Annotated in this window: 13 protein-coding genes; 6 read left to right on the forward strand and 7 right to left on the reverse strand. The window is 67.2% G+C overall.

Annotated elements, in window-relative coordinates:
- Nucleotide 1: 1 nt before the first annotated feature.
- Both AX690_RS18325 and AX690_RS18330 read right to left on the reverse strand, forming a co-directional pair.
- Nucleotides 2–349 carry a carboxymuconolactone decarboxylase family protein gene (locus AX690_RS18325; protein ID WP_197426902.1) on the reverse strand — a complete coding sequence of 116 codons (348 nt, stop codon included), beginning with the start codon at nucleotides 347–349 and terminating at the stop codon, nucleotides 2–4.
- Between the two features lie 40 nt (nucleotides 350–389).
- A complete protein-coding gene (locus AX690_RS18330) occupies nucleotides 390–851 on the reverse strand; it encodes a nuclear transport factor 2 family protein (RefSeq protein WP_082769732.1) in 462 nt (153 codons plus the stop codon).
- Between the two features lie 243 nt (nucleotides 852–1,094).
- On the opposite strand from AX690_RS18330, the gene AX690_RS18335 reads away from it, so the two are divergent.
- The 5 genes from AX690_RS18335 (at nucleotide 1,095) to AX690_RS18355 (ending at nucleotide 7,683) form a co-directional block, all read left to right on the forward strand.
- Nucleotides 1,095–1,682 carry a helix-turn-helix domain-containing protein gene (locus tag AX690_RS18335; protein WP_082769733.1) on the forward strand — a complete coding sequence of 196 codons (588 nt, stop codon included), beginning with the start codon at nucleotides 1,095–1,097 and terminating at the stop codon, nucleotides 1,680–1,682.
- Nucleotides 1,683–1,962: 280 nt separating this feature from the next.
- Nucleotides 1,963–4,833, forward strand: a complete 2,871-nt coding sequence (locus AX690_RS18340) for a winged helix-turn-helix domain-containing protein (RefSeq protein ID WP_066681152.1) — start codon at nucleotides 1,963–1,965, stop codon at nucleotides 4,831–4,833.
- A gap of 127 nt (nucleotides 4,834–4,960) precedes the next feature.
- The gene (locus AX690_RS18345) at nucleotides 4,961–6,337 is read left to right on the forward strand and encodes an aldehyde dehydrogenase family protein (protein ID WP_066681157.1); all 1,377 of its coding nucleotides are present in this window, start codon (nucleotides 4,961–4,963) and stop codon (nucleotides 6,335–6,337) included.
- A 3-nt stretch (nucleotides 6,338–6,340) separates the two neighbouring features.
- Nucleotides 6,341–7,090, forward strand: coding sequence for an alpha/beta fold hydrolase (locus tag AX690_RS18350; RefSeq protein WP_066681158.1), 750 nt, complete (start codon nucleotides 6,341–6,343; stop codon nucleotides 7,088–7,090).
- A gap of 119 nt (nucleotides 7,091–7,209) precedes the next feature.
- Nucleotides 7,210–7,683, forward strand: a complete 474-nt coding sequence (locus AX690_RS18355) for a hypothetical protein (protein ID WP_066681159.1) — start codon at nucleotides 7,210–7,212, stop codon at nucleotides 7,681–7,683.
- A 78-nt stretch (nucleotides 7,684–7,761) separates the two neighbouring features.
- Here AX690_RS18355 and AX690_RS18360 read toward each other — a convergent pair whose 3' ends face one another.
- From AX690_RS18360 to AX690_RS18380, 5 genes are all read right to left on the reverse strand, one after another.
- On the reverse strand, nucleotides 7,762–8,703 hold the full coding sequence (locus AX690_RS18360; protein WP_066681160.1) for an MBL fold metallo-hydrolase: 942 nt from the start codon (nucleotides 8,701–8,703) through the stop codon (nucleotides 7,762–7,764).
- A gap of 122 nt (nucleotides 8,704–8,825) precedes the next feature.
- Nucleotides 8,826–9,164: a hypothetical protein gene (locus AX690_RS18365; RefSeq protein ID WP_066681162.1), complete on the reverse strand. Its 339-nt coding sequence runs from the start codon at nucleotides 9,162–9,164 to the stop codon at nucleotides 8,826–8,828.
- A gap of 15 nt (nucleotides 9,165–9,179) precedes the next feature.
- Nucleotides 9,180–11,069 (reverse strand): pyridoxamine 5'-phosphate oxidase family protein, encoded by a 1,890-nt coding sequence (locus AX690_RS18370; protein WP_231732235.1) that lies wholly within the window; start codon nucleotides 11,067–11,069, stop codon nucleotides 9,180–9,182.
- Nucleotides 11,070–11,391: 322 nt separating this feature from the next.
- The gene (locus tag AX690_RS18375) at nucleotides 11,392–12,009 is read right to left on the reverse strand and encodes a glutathione S-transferase family protein (RefSeq protein WP_197426903.1); all 618 of its coding nucleotides are present in this window, start codon (nucleotides 12,007–12,009) and stop codon (nucleotides 11,392–11,394) included.
- Nucleotides 12,010–12,145: 136 nt separating this feature from the next.
- Nucleotides 12,146–12,889: an SDR family NAD(P)-dependent oxidoreductase gene (locus tag AX690_RS18380; RefSeq protein WP_066681165.1), complete on the reverse strand. Its 744-nt coding sequence runs from the start codon at nucleotides 12,887–12,889 to the stop codon at nucleotides 12,146–12,148.
- 146 nt (nucleotides 12,890–13,035) lie between these two features.
- Here AX690_RS18380 and AX690_RS18385 point away from each other — a divergent pair, with 146 nt between their 5' ends.
- Entirely contained in the window at nucleotides 13,036–13,917 is an 882-nt protein-coding gene (locus AX690_RS18385) for an AraC family transcriptional regulator (RefSeq protein WP_231732236.1), read from the forward strand.
- The last annotated feature ends 636 nt before the right edge of the window (nucleotides 13,918–14,553 follow it).

Genomic DNA, 14,553 nt, shown 5'->3' on the forward strand with positions numbered 1-14,553 from the left:
CCTAGGGCCGCGGCAGGGTGTCGAGCGCGTCCAGTGTCCGCGTCGAATAGACCAGGGCCGCGCCAGCGTTGATGGCGATGGCCACGCCTAGGGCTTCGGCGATCTCCTCGCGCGTGGCCCCCAGTCGATGGGCGGCCTCGGTATGAACCGTGATGCAGCCGTCGCACCTCAGGCTGATGGAGGCGGCGAGGGCGATCAGTTCACGCGTCTTGGCCTCGAGGTGGCCGGTCTTGGCACCCGCGCCGCTTAGCGTGGCGTAGCCGCGCACGGTGTCTGGCGAAAGCCTGCCTAGCTCGCCGACGCCTTTCATCAGCTGATCGCGATAGTCGTTCCAGTTGAGCATGGTCATCAGAGGGTCCTTTTTCCTGAGGCGATGGACGGACGGAGGATCAGAGACCCAGGGCGGACAGCGACGGATGGTCGGCTGGCCGCGCGCCGAGCGGCCAGAAGAACAGGCGCTCGGACTCGCTGATCGGCAGGTCGTTGATGCTGGCCAGACGCCATTCCATCAGACCCTCGGTGTTGAACTGCCAGTTCTCGTTGCCGTAGGAGCGGAACCAGGTGCCCGTCGCATCGCGCCATTCGTAGGCGAAGCGAACGGCGATGCGGTTGTCGGTAAAGGCCCAAAGTTCCTTGATCAGCCGATACTCCTGCTCCTTGTCCCACTTGCGGGTCAGGAACGCGACGATGGCTTCGCGGCCGGTGACGAAGTCGCTGCGGTTTCGCCAGACGCTGTCTGGCGTGTAGGCCTGGGCCACGGCGGCGGGATCTCGGCTGTTCCAGCCATTCTCGGCCGCCTGAACCTTCTGGCGAGCGGTCTCGAGGGTGAAAGGGGGAAGCGGGGGACGCATGGCGGCCTCTTTTGAAAGCGGTGGGAGGGGCGCGAGGCGCATGCGCTGCTCGCCCTTTGATGTGCGCACGGCCTGCGCGGCGCCACGAGTCAGGCGATGTGAAGTCTCGTGAAGTCTCCGTCGAACGATGTTATGTGACCGTGAGCTGCAACCTTCGCGACGTCTCACGCCTGGTCACGGCGCTTAACGCGCGCTCGGCGCGATGCGGGCCGATGCTCCTGTCATCACGACAAGGAGGCTCCCATGCACAGTATCGCCCTGACGGACGGCCCGACCTGGGCAAGGCCCGGACACGATATGGTCCGTGCTCTGATCGACGACGCGCTCAAGTCGCTGGACAGCGACCGGCACGCGGCGCGGACCTATCTGGGCCAGGCGCATAGGATCATCGATCGGGAACTGGATGTCGCGCCGGCGACTCCCGACAACACGCCACCCCGCCCCAAAGGCGCGCGTCTCACCGGCTGGCGATTGCGCCGTCTGGCGGAATTCATCGAGCAAAACATCGAACGGACCATCAAGGTCGGTGAGTTGGCTCGCGTGATCCGCATCAGCACCAGCCAGCTGGGTCGCTGCTTCAATGTTACCTTCGGCCTGACGCCATCGGATTACATCATGCGCCAGCGGCTCGAGCGGGCCCGGCACATGATGGTGAGCAGTGACGAGGGTCTGGCCCAGATCGCCTACGCCTGCGGGCTGTGCGATCAGGCTCACCTGACCCGCGCCTTCCGCAAGCATTATGGCTGTCCGCCGGCGGCCTGGCGCCGTAGTCACCGGGGCGGCCGCGAGACGGCCCAAACCCTGTGGACCAAGACGGAGGCGGTCGCGTGAGGCCGCCGCCCCCGCCCCGTGTTCGTCCTTACCGGGCGGTCCGCTCGGAAACCTGGTCGGACCTCAGCGCCGTCCTCGCTCGCGGCGAGGCCGGCGTGATCTTCGGGCGTCTCCAGGGGCTGCAGACGCCGAACGACGAGCGCCAAGGACCGCGTGGCGATTTGAACAATCGTGCTTGCGGACAAGCCAACGAACCCTGACTGTGGCGAACTGGCCGGCCCGCGGCGCTGACCTGGCGTCCGTCGCGGTTGTATCCGCGTCTTAGGAGGGGACAGTCGGTTTGGGGGACGCACGCGCCATCGACTCGGGCGAGGCCGCCGGCGCACGCCAAGCGCTGTTCGGTCCCTACGTGCTCGCCCCCGAGCAGCGATTGCTGACGCGGCAGGGCGTTCCCGTGGCCATCGGCGCGCGCGCGCTCGAGGTCTTGATCGCTCTGGTCGGTGAGCATGGTCGCGTGCTGACCCATCGACAGTTGATCGAACGAGCCTGGGCCGGTCTGACGGTCGAGGAGTCCAACCTGCGGGTCGCGGTTTCGGGGCTGCGCAAGACCCTGCGCGAGGGCGAGGAGGGGGCGCGCTACATCGAGAACGTGGTCGGCCGGGGCTACTGTTTCGTCGCGCCGGTGCGTTGGCTTAACCTTCCACCCGAGCATGTTCAGCCGTCGGCTGCTCCGCCAGCGGCCCATAACCTTTCCACCCGCCTGCCGCTGCCGGCCGCGCGCGTGATCGGGCGCGACGTCGTCGTCGATCGCCTTGTGACGACCCTGGGCGAACGGAGTCTGATTTCGCTCGTCGGCGCTGGCGGTCTGGGCAAGACCACGGTCGCGGCGCTGGTCGCCCAGGCCTTGAAGGCGCGGGCGGCGGTCGAGCCCGTGTTCGTCGATCTCAGCGCGGCTGACGATGAAGCCGCGCTGATCAAGGCGGTGGCGGCGGCCCTGGGCCTGGACGGACCGGGGCGCGAGCTCGAGGAGACGGTGATCACGGCGCTGGCCGGCCATCGGTTGCTGCTGGTCCTTGATGGATGTGAACACCTGGTCGAAGCGGTCGCGACGTTCTGCGATCGGCTCACCCGCCGGCTTGACGCCTATCGGATCCTCGTCACCAGCCGCGAAGCTCTTCGCGTGGAGGCCGAGACCGTCCACCTGCTCGACCCTCTGGACTTTCCACACGCCGATGACGCCGACGCCGCGGGCGAGCCGCTTGACTATTCGGCGGTGCAGCTCTTTGTCGAGCGCGCCGAAGTCAGCGGTCGACGGGGGCCATGGACTCAGGCGGAGACGCGCCTGGCGGGGGACATCTGCCGTCGGCTGGACGGCTTGGCTCTGGCGATCGAGCTCGTCGCCAGTCGCGTCGGGGCTCTAGGCCTCAGGGGCGTCGTCGACCTGCTCGATGAGAGCTTGGGGCTGCAGTGGCCAGGGCGCCGAGACGCCGCCCCACGCCACCAGACGCTTCAGGCGCTGCTCGACTGGAGCCATGATCTGCTGAACGCGCGAGACCAGCGGGTGCTGCGGCGCCTGGCCCTGTTCACTGGACCGTTCGGCTTGAAGGACGCCCATGCCGTGGCCGGAGACCCCGGCGACGACGCGCTCGAGGTGGCCAACGCCCTGACGAGCCTGGTCGACAAGTCGCTCGTCTGGACCTCCCATGGCGGCGCGGGACCCGTTCAGTTCCGGCTGCTCGACACCACCCGGGCCTATGCGCTGGCCAAGTTGACCCGCAGCGGGGAGGCCGCAACCATCGCCGAGCGTCACGCCAGGCAGGTCCTCGCGCGCCTTCAAGAAGGCGGCGGATCCGACGGATCGCTCTTCCAAAGACGCGCCCCGTCGGCGCCGCCCACCGTCGGGGATGTGCTCGCCGCCCTCAGATGGGCTGAAGCGGCCAGTCCCGACGATCTCTTTTCCAGTCTGGCGATTGGCGCTGCGCCCCTGATGCTCTCTCGCGCCCTGCTGGAGGACTGTGAGACCTGGTGCGTCCGCGCCTTGAACAGGCTGGCCGAAGGACGGCGGGGAGGGGGCGAGGAGCTGAGGCTGCTGGAAGCGATCGCGATCGCACGCATGTTCGGTCGCGGCAACCATGACGCCGTCCGCGAGACGATCGAGCGTGGCCTTTCGCTCGCGGAACGCCTGAAGGCGCGGGCCGATCAGGTGCAGCTGCTGGCCGGCCAGCATATCTTCCTCACTCGGATCGGCGAGTTCTCCGCCGCGCTCGACTGCGGACGCCAATGCGCCGAGCTCTGCGACGCCGCGCGCGATCCGGGCGGAGCGGCGCTGGCGCAATGGATGCTCGGCACTTCATTGCACCTGGTCGCCGACCAGCGCCGGGCCCAGGAGGCGATCGACCAGGGCTTTGCCTACTGGGCCGCGGCCGACACCGACGGCGCGGACGTCTTCGGATATGACCACAAGGTGCGCGCGATGATCGTGTTGTGTCGTGCGCTCTGGCTTCGCGGCGAGCGCGCGCGGTCGATCGAGGTATGCGAGGCCGCGGTGGTCGAAGCCGAACGCGGCGGCCGCCCGGTCAGTTTGTGCATCGCCTTGATCTACACCGCGACGGTGGCGCTCTGGGACGAGGACTGGGAAACGGCTGACCGCCTCGTGGTCCGTCTGATCGAACATTCGGCCCGCCACGGCATCGGCCCCTATCATGGGGTGGGCCTGGCCCTGGCCGGAGAACTGGATATCGGCCGCGGGCGATACGCCAAGGGTGTCGAAGGCCTAGGTCAGGCGTTGGAGCGCCTGGATCGGGAAGCCCATCGCATCCTCTCGCCCGCGTTTTCCGGGACGCTTGCTCAAGGGCTTCACGCCCTGGGTGAACATGCCAAGGCGCGCCGGCGGATCCTTGCGGCGCTGAAGGACGCCCGAGCGATCGGCCAGCACTACGATCTGCCAAGGCTCTATCTGATCGCCAGCGAGGTGCTCGCTGGCGATGGCGAGGATGTGAGGCGAGACTATGCCTGGCAGGCGCTTGAAGCCGCGCGGGCGGGGGCGGCGCTTAGCCTGGAACTCGCGGCGGCCATGGCGCTGCTGTCCTGCGACGCGGCGAAGACGCCTGGCGAGGCCCAAGACCGCGTCCGGCAACTATTGGCGGCGATGCCCGACCGCGATGGTCCCTTGGCCCGGCGAGCGGCCGACATGCTGTCAAAGCTTGCTTGAGCAAGGCGTTTTCACACCGATTCACGTCCCTGAACTGGCGACCGGGGCGATGGCGCACCAAGCTCGTGAAGCCGTCCGGAACGCCTTCGCGCCGCCGTGTGGCGATCGCGAACGAGCTCATAACGACATGCTGTCCTATCGGCGTAACTTCATCGGCGGCCGGCGACAAGCGCCGCTCGGCCGACTACGCGTCGAGGTCCGCTCCCCTTATGATGACACCTGGCTTGGCCAAGCGCCTTTGGCCGGCCCCGGCGACATCGACCTGGCGGTTCAGGCCGCGCGCGAGGCTTTGCAGCGACGAAGCTGGTCGGGGGCCAGTCTCGAGGCCCGCCTGGCGGTCCTCGAGCGCTTCTGGAATCTCTACGTCGCGAAGGCGGACGAGCTTGTCCTGCTCAGCGCCCGTCAGACCGCTCTGCCGGTGACCGCGGCGCGCGAGCTGATGGCTCAGGCTCTGAAGGCTGGCGAGGCGCGGTTGACGACGGCGCGCGGGGCCTTGGATGGATCACGCACCGACCAACGCCGCCCCGCCGGGGTGGTGGCCGCCGTCGCCGCCTGGAACGCCACCCAACCCAGCGCGGTTTCCTGGCTGCTGACCAGTCTGCTGGCGGGCTGCTCGATGGTTCTGGCGCTGCCGCCGGCCTGCCCGCTGGATGGTCAGGGGCTGGGCGACCTCCTGGCAGAGGCGGGGCTTCCCGACGGCGTGTTCAGTATCGTGGTCGCCGACGATGCGGCCTGCCTTGGGATGGCGGCGCATTCCGGGATCGACTGGCTGGCCTTTTCCGGCGACGCGACGTTGGCGGCCGACCTGGCCCGCGCGCGCGCGTCGGTCGGCAAGTCACTCGTTCTTGGCCTACAGAGCCGCGCGACCGGTATTCTGCTGCCGGACGCGGATCTCAACCAAGTGATCTCGGCATTGGGGCCAAGGCTGTTCCTGGCCAGCGGTCAGGGGCCATCCAATCCCAGCCGCCTGCTGGCGCCGCGACATCGCCAGGCGGAACTGGTCGAGGCTCTGTCCGCCCTGGCCGGGGCTCTGTCCATCGGCGATCCCCGAGACGCTCGCACGGTGATCGGACCACTGATTTCCCAAACGGCGCGGACGCGCGCGACATCCCTGCTTAGCCAGGCGGAGGACGCCGGGGCAGAGATCATCTTGCCAGCTGACGACGGATCGCCGAGGCAAGGCGCGGTCATGGCCCCGGCCTTGGCGGTCAACGTCTCGGCGACGATGAGCCTCTTCCGCAGCGAACCGTGGGCGCCGGTGGCGACGGTCATCCCTTATGGCGATCTCGATGAAGCGATCGCGGTCGCCAACACCCTGCCGGGCCGACCGAGCGCGGCGGTCTGGTCCGACGAACCCTCGATCGCCCTGGAGGTCGCAACCCGCCTGCAGGCCGCGCACGTCGCCTTGAACCCCAAGGTGTTGGTCGCCGACCTTGCGGCGGTCGCCCGCGAGCGCGAGGAGCCGTTCTTGCACCTTCAAGTGCTGACCAGCACGGAGTCCTGAGCCATGGCGCGTTTCATCCTCGTCCACGGCGCCTGGCACGGCGCATGGTGCTGGTCGCGACTCGAGACGTTGCTCCAGCGGCAGGGACACAGTGCGGAGGCCATCGACCTGCCCGGCGTTGGCGAGGCGGCGGCCGCGCTGGGGGGGATCGGTCTTGCCGACTGCGCGCGGGCGATCGTCGAGGCGATCGGCAACGAGCCGGTCTGGCTGGTCGGTCACTCGCTCGGGGGCGCGGCGATCGCAGCCGCCGCGGCGATGCGCCCTGACCGCGTCGAGGCGTTGGTTTACGTCGCCGCCAGCGCGCCGCTTGCCGGCGAGTCGCACCTTCAGGCGCTTGGTCTGGGTCCGGCCGGCGCGGCGGTTCCCAAGATGATCGTCGACGCCGAACGTGGGGTGGCGGCGCTGAGCCGGTCCGACCGCATCGCCGCCTTCTACTCAGCTTGTCCCGACGGGCTGGCCGGATGGGCCGCCGACCGTTGCGCGACCTGGCAGGCGCTGGGCCCCGCAGCGGAGCCCTTGCCGCGCGATCCGCCGGCCGACCTGGCGCGCTTCTACGTCCAATGCGCCCGCGATGAGACGATTCCGCTGGAAACCCAGGCGGCGATGTCGGCGCGCCTGGCCTTGGCCGGATGCGCGACGCTGGATACCGATCATTCGCCGTTTCTGTCCAACCCTGCCGCGCTGGCGGAAGCCATCGCCGAATTTGAAGGCTCGCTAAGCGCAACGCGCCGGGCACGTTCGTCACCAGGCTAGGCATATCCCGCCGCCCGGGCGATCGCTTTTGGGAACAGGTTGGTCGCGGCTTGGACGTCTGATCCGCGGCGCGTTTGTTGCGACGCTGTCCTCAGTCATAGACCGAGGAGGGTTTCATCATGAGCATCATGGGTCTGACGGCCGGTCAGTCCATTGCGAGCCTGTCGCGGAAAGGGGGCGCGCCCACCGCTTCGCCCTCGCCAGCCGACCCCATCCCACTTCCCAAGACTGCCTCGCTGCAAAGCCCGACGAGCCTGTTCGGGGCCGACACCGCCAACGGCTTTTCCTTGACGTTGCTGGGACCGCCCGGCGGTAGCCTGGACCCCACGCTCAAGACACTGCTGAACGGCCAACTGGAGCAGCTTGGCGCCGTCGACACCGACGCCGGCGCGAACGAGCTGGCGCCGGATGGGGCGCCGGCGGCGGGACGGTTCCGGACCCTGGACACCTTTCATATGGATCTGGGCGGCGGCCAATCCCTGGAGATCCACCACGGCCCGGCGGGGCAGGGCGAATACAATCCCGCCGCCATGCGGGCGATGATCGCCGCGCTCGAGGCCATGCGCCACGCGCTCGGCGATTCAATCGCCTGAGCGGCTCGTCGCCCCCGTTTGGGGGAGGGGAGGGCGACGAGCCTACCGAAGCTCGGGACGGAGAGCTTCGGATCCGGGTCACACGCCGCGATAGACGAGGCGCGTGAAGAGTTCAGGGCTGATGATCGCCTTGCCCCAGACCTCATCGAAGGCGGCGGTGGGGCGCGCGGCGATCACCTGATCGACGCTCAGGCCCTGGGCTTTGAGCTTGGCCACATTGTCGCGAATGGTCGCGAGCATCGCGCGATAGGCGATCAGATCGTCGCGACCGCCGACCGGTCCATGGCCCGGAACGACGATGGTGCGCGGTCCGGCCTGAGCGATACTGGCGTCGGCGGCCGCGATCATCCCGTCGATGCCGCCGCCGGCGACGTAGTCGATGAACGGGTAGAGGCCGTTCCACCAGGTGTCGCCGGTGAGCAGAATATCGGCCTGGGCGAAGTAGGCCGAGAGGTCGCCATCGGTGTGGGATGGCGCGTACGGGCGCAGGACGAGCTGGTCGCCGGCGAAGGCGATCGTCGTCGTCCCGGTGATACGCACGTCGGCGCGCCCGTCGGCCGCGACCGGCGTGAAGGTGTGGCCCCATTCCTCGACGCGAATGGTCTCCTCCAGATGGCGGGCGGTGTTGGTGTGGGCCACCACGACCGCGCCGTCCTGGCGCGCCCAACTGTTGCCGTCGGTGTGATCCCAATGCCAGTGGGTGTTGATCGCATACCTTAGCCGACCCTTGCCCACGCGCTTGAGCGCCGTCCGCATCTTGGTCTTGGACAGCGCGATGCCGTCGTCGACCAGCAGCAGACCCTCCGGACCGCCGATGGCGGCCATGTTCCCGCCAGAGCCTTCGACGAGATAGACGCCGCCACGCAGCGGCGTGAGGGTGACGTCCGCAGCGGCGGCCGCCTTGTTGATGTTGGCGTAGGGCGTCTGTGCGGTCGCGGCGCCGGGCTGGACGCCGAGCAGGCCTGCGAGGGCGATGGCGAGAACCGCGCCATGGCGCGAGAGGGGCTGGGGATCGCTCATGGTTTTTTCCTTGAATTTCGGCGCGACGGCAACCTGTCGCGTCCCCGGAGAATGCGCCCCGCGTCATCAGCGGGCTTGAAGCCGGGCCGCACGCCTTTGGCTGAACGCCGCCTCCAGGTCCGTCATCCGGTCTGAGCGGCGTCCGCCTCGAGACGGTGGAACACCGGCGCGACCGTCCACGACACAGTGTTCTGGTCTATGGCGTCATGGACGGGCGAGTTGGCGAGCTCGGACATCAGCCGGCCGGCTGCCGCCCGACCTTGCGCGGCGCTCGCCCAGACCAACATGTCGATGATCTGACCGTCCGCGTCCTGGGCGATCTGTCGCGACACGAAGCCGGGTTGGCGCAAGAGCCAGGGATCGACGTCGGCGTTGGCGCGGATGAAGTCACCGATCGTCAGCCCTTCGACGAGATCGAAGCGGGTGATTTCAATGGCCTGGGATGGAACGGGCTTGGTCATGAGAACCCTTGATCGCTAGAGGTCGAGAACAAGATCTGTGGCCGGTCTGGCGCAGCAGAGCAGCGCTTCGTCCGCGGCGTGTTCCGCCGTCGGCGCGATGTCGTAGGCCACGGCGCCCGACAACATCTTCGTTCGGCAGGCGCCGCAGACGCCTATGCGACAACCCGATGGGGGCTCGAGCCCCGATTGTTCGGCGAGGTCCAGGAGGCTGCTGCAATTCCTCGACCATGGCGTCGTCTTGCCAATGGACGCGAAGGTCACGAGCGCGCTGGGCGACGCCTCCCTGGTCGTCTCGGCGCTGTTTTGGGGGAGGGAGGCCGGACCGAAAGCCTCGCTGTGGATGCGCTGGGGCGCGACGCCGAGCCTTGGCAGTCCTTCAGCCAGCGTCCGCATGAAGCCAGGCGGACCGCAAAGATAGAACTCGTAGTCGTCAAGCGGCAGCGTCCGGCGGATGAGGTCGAGATCGATACGGCCCGCCAGGACGCCGCGCGCCAGATCCTCGTCACGCGGAGCGTCATAGGCGGTGATCACTCGAAGACTGGCGTGGCGGCCAGCCAGACGCATCACATGATCGGCGAAGGCGTGTTCTTCCCCGCTCCGCGCGCCATGGAAGAACCAGACCGGCCTGTCAGGCGTCTCGGCGAGCAGCCCATTCAGCATCGCCACCATCGGGGTGATCCCGATGCCGGCCGAGACCAGCACCACCGGCCGCTGCGATCGAGCGTCGAGCACGAAGCCGCCCCTGGGCGGCAGGGCATCCAGTGTGTCGCCGATCTTGGCCTGATGAAGCCAGCCCGAGGCGGCGCCCTGGCGCTTGACGCTCAGGCGATAGTAGCGGCCGTCGAAGCGATCCGAAATCGTGTAGGTGCGCGTCAACCGGTTGCGGCCGATCGGCAGGCGAATGGGCAGGAACTGGCCGGGGGTGAAGGAGGGCAGCGCGCCGCCATCCTCCCGCTCAAGCCAGAGGGAGCGCACCCAACGGGTTTCGTCGAGGATGCGCACCACGCGTAGGCGCTTGTAGTCCCGCAGACCCCAGTCCGCCAGTGACCGGCTCGCCCAGGATCCAGTCCGCTCCAGATAGGGAGAGAGGCCGACATCGCCGACGGCGCGCAACGGCAGGCTGGCGGGAACGCGGACCATGCGATCGACGGTGAAGCGCAACAGCCGCTCGGCGCCGGCATAGGCTTCCACCTCCGGTCCGTCCCAGACGATTTCCGCCGTAACGGCCAGATGCAGCAAGTCGCCGGTCGCGAAGTCGGGGAACACCAGTCCCGCGCGCGGATCGAGGGTGAGGTTTCCGAGTGTGTTGAAGAGGTAGTTGCCGACGAAATCGGGGGCGGTCAGAACATCGCCCTCGACCCGCACGAAGCCGGGTTTGCCGCCGCGATGAGAGACATCGACGCCGTCGACCGGATTTTCAGCCTGCCCAGGCGGCGCGGCCGAGGCGATGAAGAAGGTGTCGGCCGCGGCGATCAAGGCGCGCGCGGCCTCATCCAGGCCCGACTGTCGCGTGGCCGGCTCGAGGCCCCGCGGCGGCGCGGCCTCGAACGCCCGCGTCTGGATGTACTGAGGACAGTTACCGAAGCTCTGATCGACGGCGATGACGAAACCCCTCTCGTTCAGCGCTTCGATCCGGCCGTTGAGGCGGTTTCTACGCCGCGTGGGCAGCTCTATGCCCAGCACGCCGACCGCGCCGCCCAGACGCAGGCCCGCGAGCGCGGGGTCTTCCGAGTGGGGGAGAGCTCCCACCACCAGGCTCGTCGCCGTCGGCGCGTGGGCAAAACCGGGGGCGGATCCAATCAGGGTGGCGCAAGGCCAGTCGTCGTCGCCGCGCACGCCCAACACTAAGAACGGGACCTGCGCGAAGAAGGTCTGGTGCTGTTCGGGCATCTCGCCCCGGATCACCTTGCGGCCAAGGGTCTCGATCCGTTCACGGACGCCCACGCGCTCCTGCACCGCCTGTTCTCCGGCGTGGAACGGCGAGCGCGCATGCGGCCAGACGGGCAGTGAGGGCGAGGACATTGTCGTGACCTTCAGAGCTGATCTCAGGCGAGCCAGCAGCTGGCGAGATGAAGGCTGGCCCCGCGTTCGACCTCGATCATCAGGCGAGCTTCGATCGGCGAGGGAATGTGTTCGGCTTCAAGCTTCGAAGCCTGCGCGGATCGAGAACTCGGTGCGTCCGCATGCGGACGCGCCGAGTGGTCGAAGTCACGCGGGCGAGCGCGCTTCAAGCCCGCAGGCCCACGCGCGAGATCGGCATCGGCACGAAGCCCGGCAAGGCCTCGATCCGCGCGATCCACGCCCGTACCGCGCCGTAGTCGTCCAGAGCGACGTTGCCCTCCGGCGCATGGGCGACGTACGAATAGGCCGCCACGTCGGCGATGGTGGGACGAGAGCCTGCCAGGTAGTCCGATCTCGCCAGCTCATCGTCCATCACCTTGAGGATGGCGTGAGCCTTGGCGATGGTCCTCTCCGGATCGAGCTTGGCCCCGAACAGGGTGATAAGTCGCGCCGAGGCCGGGCCGGAGGCGATCTCGCCCGCGGCGATCGACAGCCAACGCTGGACGCGGGCGGCCTCCTCCGGAGTCTCCGGCAGCCAGTCAGTCCGACCCGCCTTCTTGGCCAGATAGACCAGGATGGCGTTGGAGTCGGCGATGCTGGTCGTTCCGTCCTGAAGCACCGGCACCTGGCCCAGGCTGTTCATCGCCAGGAAGGTTGGCGACTTGTGCTCGCCCTGGGCGAGGTCGACGTCAACGATGTCGGCCTTTTCGCCCAGGAGCGAAAGGAACAGCCGGGCGCGGTGGGAGTGGCCGGAGAGGGGGAAATTATAGAGCGTCATGGACATGGTGAGGACCTTCCGAGGAAGCTGGCCGAAACCATAGGAAGCGGCGTTCGACGAGCGGACCGGTATGGTCAGCCATGGACGCGTTGGGCGGCTTGAAGCCGCGCCGCACGCCCTTGGATGATCGCGTCCCGCGCCATCAGATCATGTAACCGCCAGCCACCTCGATCGACTGGGCGTTGATCCAGGCACCTTCATCGGACAGCAGGGCCGCCACGACTTTGCCAACGTCGTCCGGCTCGCCAACGCGCCCCAAGGCGGTCTGTCCCGCGAGAAGCGCTTCGAAATCCGCGGGCAGGCCGCCGCCGAGTTCGGTGCGTATCGCGCCGGGTGACACGGCGTTGGCGCGGATGCGCCGATCGCCGAACTCCTTGGCCATGTAACGGGTCAGGATCTCGAGCCCGCCCTTGAACGCGGCATAGGGAGCGACACCGGCGGTGGCCGCGCGGGTCGTGGCGCTGGTGATGTTCACGATGGCGCCGCCGTCGGCCATCAACGGGAGCAGGCTCTGGGTCAGGAAGAACGGCCCCTTCAGATGCACGTTCAGGAGACCGTCGAACTGCGCTTCGGTGACGCTTGCGATGGGCTCGAAGAGGCCGTGGCCGGCGTTGTTGACCAGGAAGTCGAAGCGGTCGCGCGCCCAATAGGTTTCAAGCGCCTGGGCGACGTCGTCGCGGAAGGCGATGAAGCTGGAAACTCGGGAGACGTCGAGCGCCAAGGCCTTGGCCTTGCCGCCCATCCCCGCGATCTCGGCGACAACCTCTTCGGCGCCTTTGGGATGGCTGTTGTAGGTAACGATCACGCCCATGCCGCGTCGGGCGCACTGCAGAGCCGCGCTACGACCCAGACCTCGACTTCCGCCCGTGATGATGACGACCGACATTTTTGCTTCTCCGCGTGATGTGTCCGGCGGAGATAGGTCGGAGGCGTCGTCTCGGCGCTGGGAGATCCTGGCTTATCCTTGCCTGATCCTGCTTTGCGCTTGCGCGCGGCCTAGCAACCGCTCAAGCAGTGCGCATGGAACAGCCCTTGGACGAATTGCGCCGTCTGGCGGCTGGCGCGGAAAGCCGGCGAACCGAAACGGGCATACCGCGGTTGGCGATGGCCCAGGGCGCCATTCCCGAGCACGAACTGGCCGCAGTCTATGAGCCGATGCTCAATTTGATCCTGCGAGGATCAAAATCCATGACCATCGGCGACAAAACGCTGCGGTATGATCCGGCGAGCTATTTCGTGATGTCGGTCGACTTGCCGGCGGTTGGAACGGTCCAGGCCGAACCGACTGGCGAACCCTATCTCGCCGTCAGTCTGACGCTGGACCGAGCTGTGATCGCATCGCTTCTTGAGCAGGCGCCGCCTTCGGTCGGGAAGGAGCGCGGCTATTCCGTCGGCGCGACAACGCCCGAACTGCTCGATGCCTGGGTCCGGTTAATGCGGCTGATGGAGCGGCCCGAAGACATTCCTGTCCTCGCGCCCGTTTATGAGCGTGAAGTTCTTTACCGCGTGCTCCAGGGGCCGCAGGGCTGGCTGCTGCGCGACATCGCCGCGCCGGGCGCGGCGCTCTCCGGCGTTCATGCGGCAGCACGATGGATGCGGGAGCACTTCGATCAGCCCGCATCGATTGACGATCTGGCGCGCTTGGCCGCCATGAGCGTCTCTGCGTTCCACCGCCGCTTCAAGACGGTGACCAGCATGACACCTCTGCAGTTCCATAAGACGATCCGCCTGATCCAGGCGCGACGCCTCATGGTGACCGAGGGGCTGGGCGCAGCAGCGGCGTCCAATCGCGTGGGCTATGAAAGTCCGTCGCAATTCAATCGCGAATACGCCCGGCTGTTTGGTCGTTCACCACGCCGGGATGCTGCGGCGCTGATAGGCCAGTGGCGATGTGCTGGAGGAGGTGAGAGATAGCGGGAGCGTACGCTGGCGTATTTTGGGGCGCTTCTGGTGCAGAAAAGTGCGCGAAGATATACAGTACAGATCTGTATTCCTGTTTGTCTCATGTTGGAAAAGTTGAATTTGTCAACAAATATAAAGTCTAATAAAATCGGCATCTTAGTAATTTGACGTATCTCTTGACGCGATAACGATCTCGTGAGATATTTATGCTAATGAAATCAGAAGCTTATTGCTGAGTTGATGATCGAGTGGGAGTGACGGTAACATAATACCGCATTCGCCGGATTTTCATGCGGCGTCTCACACTCGGCTTGGCGGCGTCGGCGGATTGCCTTGCGCGCCTTCTCGGAGCCCTGTGATCTGTAGGGAACTCCGGTTGCGGCGCTGTGTAAAGCCGTTGCCAAGCGGCGTAGTACTGTGGCGTGGAAGGGCAGGCAATCGGCGGGTTCGCCGGCGGCGAGGACCGCTGGACGATCGAAATCGATGCGTCGTGTGGTGACCGGACCTGACTCTCCACCGACGTTGGGAAGGTCCGCTCCTGGGCACTGCGCTGGAACCCAAATCTAGTGTGCACGCCGCGTCCGGTTCTGACTGAGGCTGTGTAAAAACTCGCGGACGTTGGCGCCGTAGCATGGCGGTTCCGGCGCG

The organism is Caulobacter sp. CCH9-E1 (assembly GCF_001556515.1).
GTDB lineage: Bacteria > Pseudomonadota > Alphaproteobacteria > Caulobacterales > Caulobacteraceae > Caulobacter.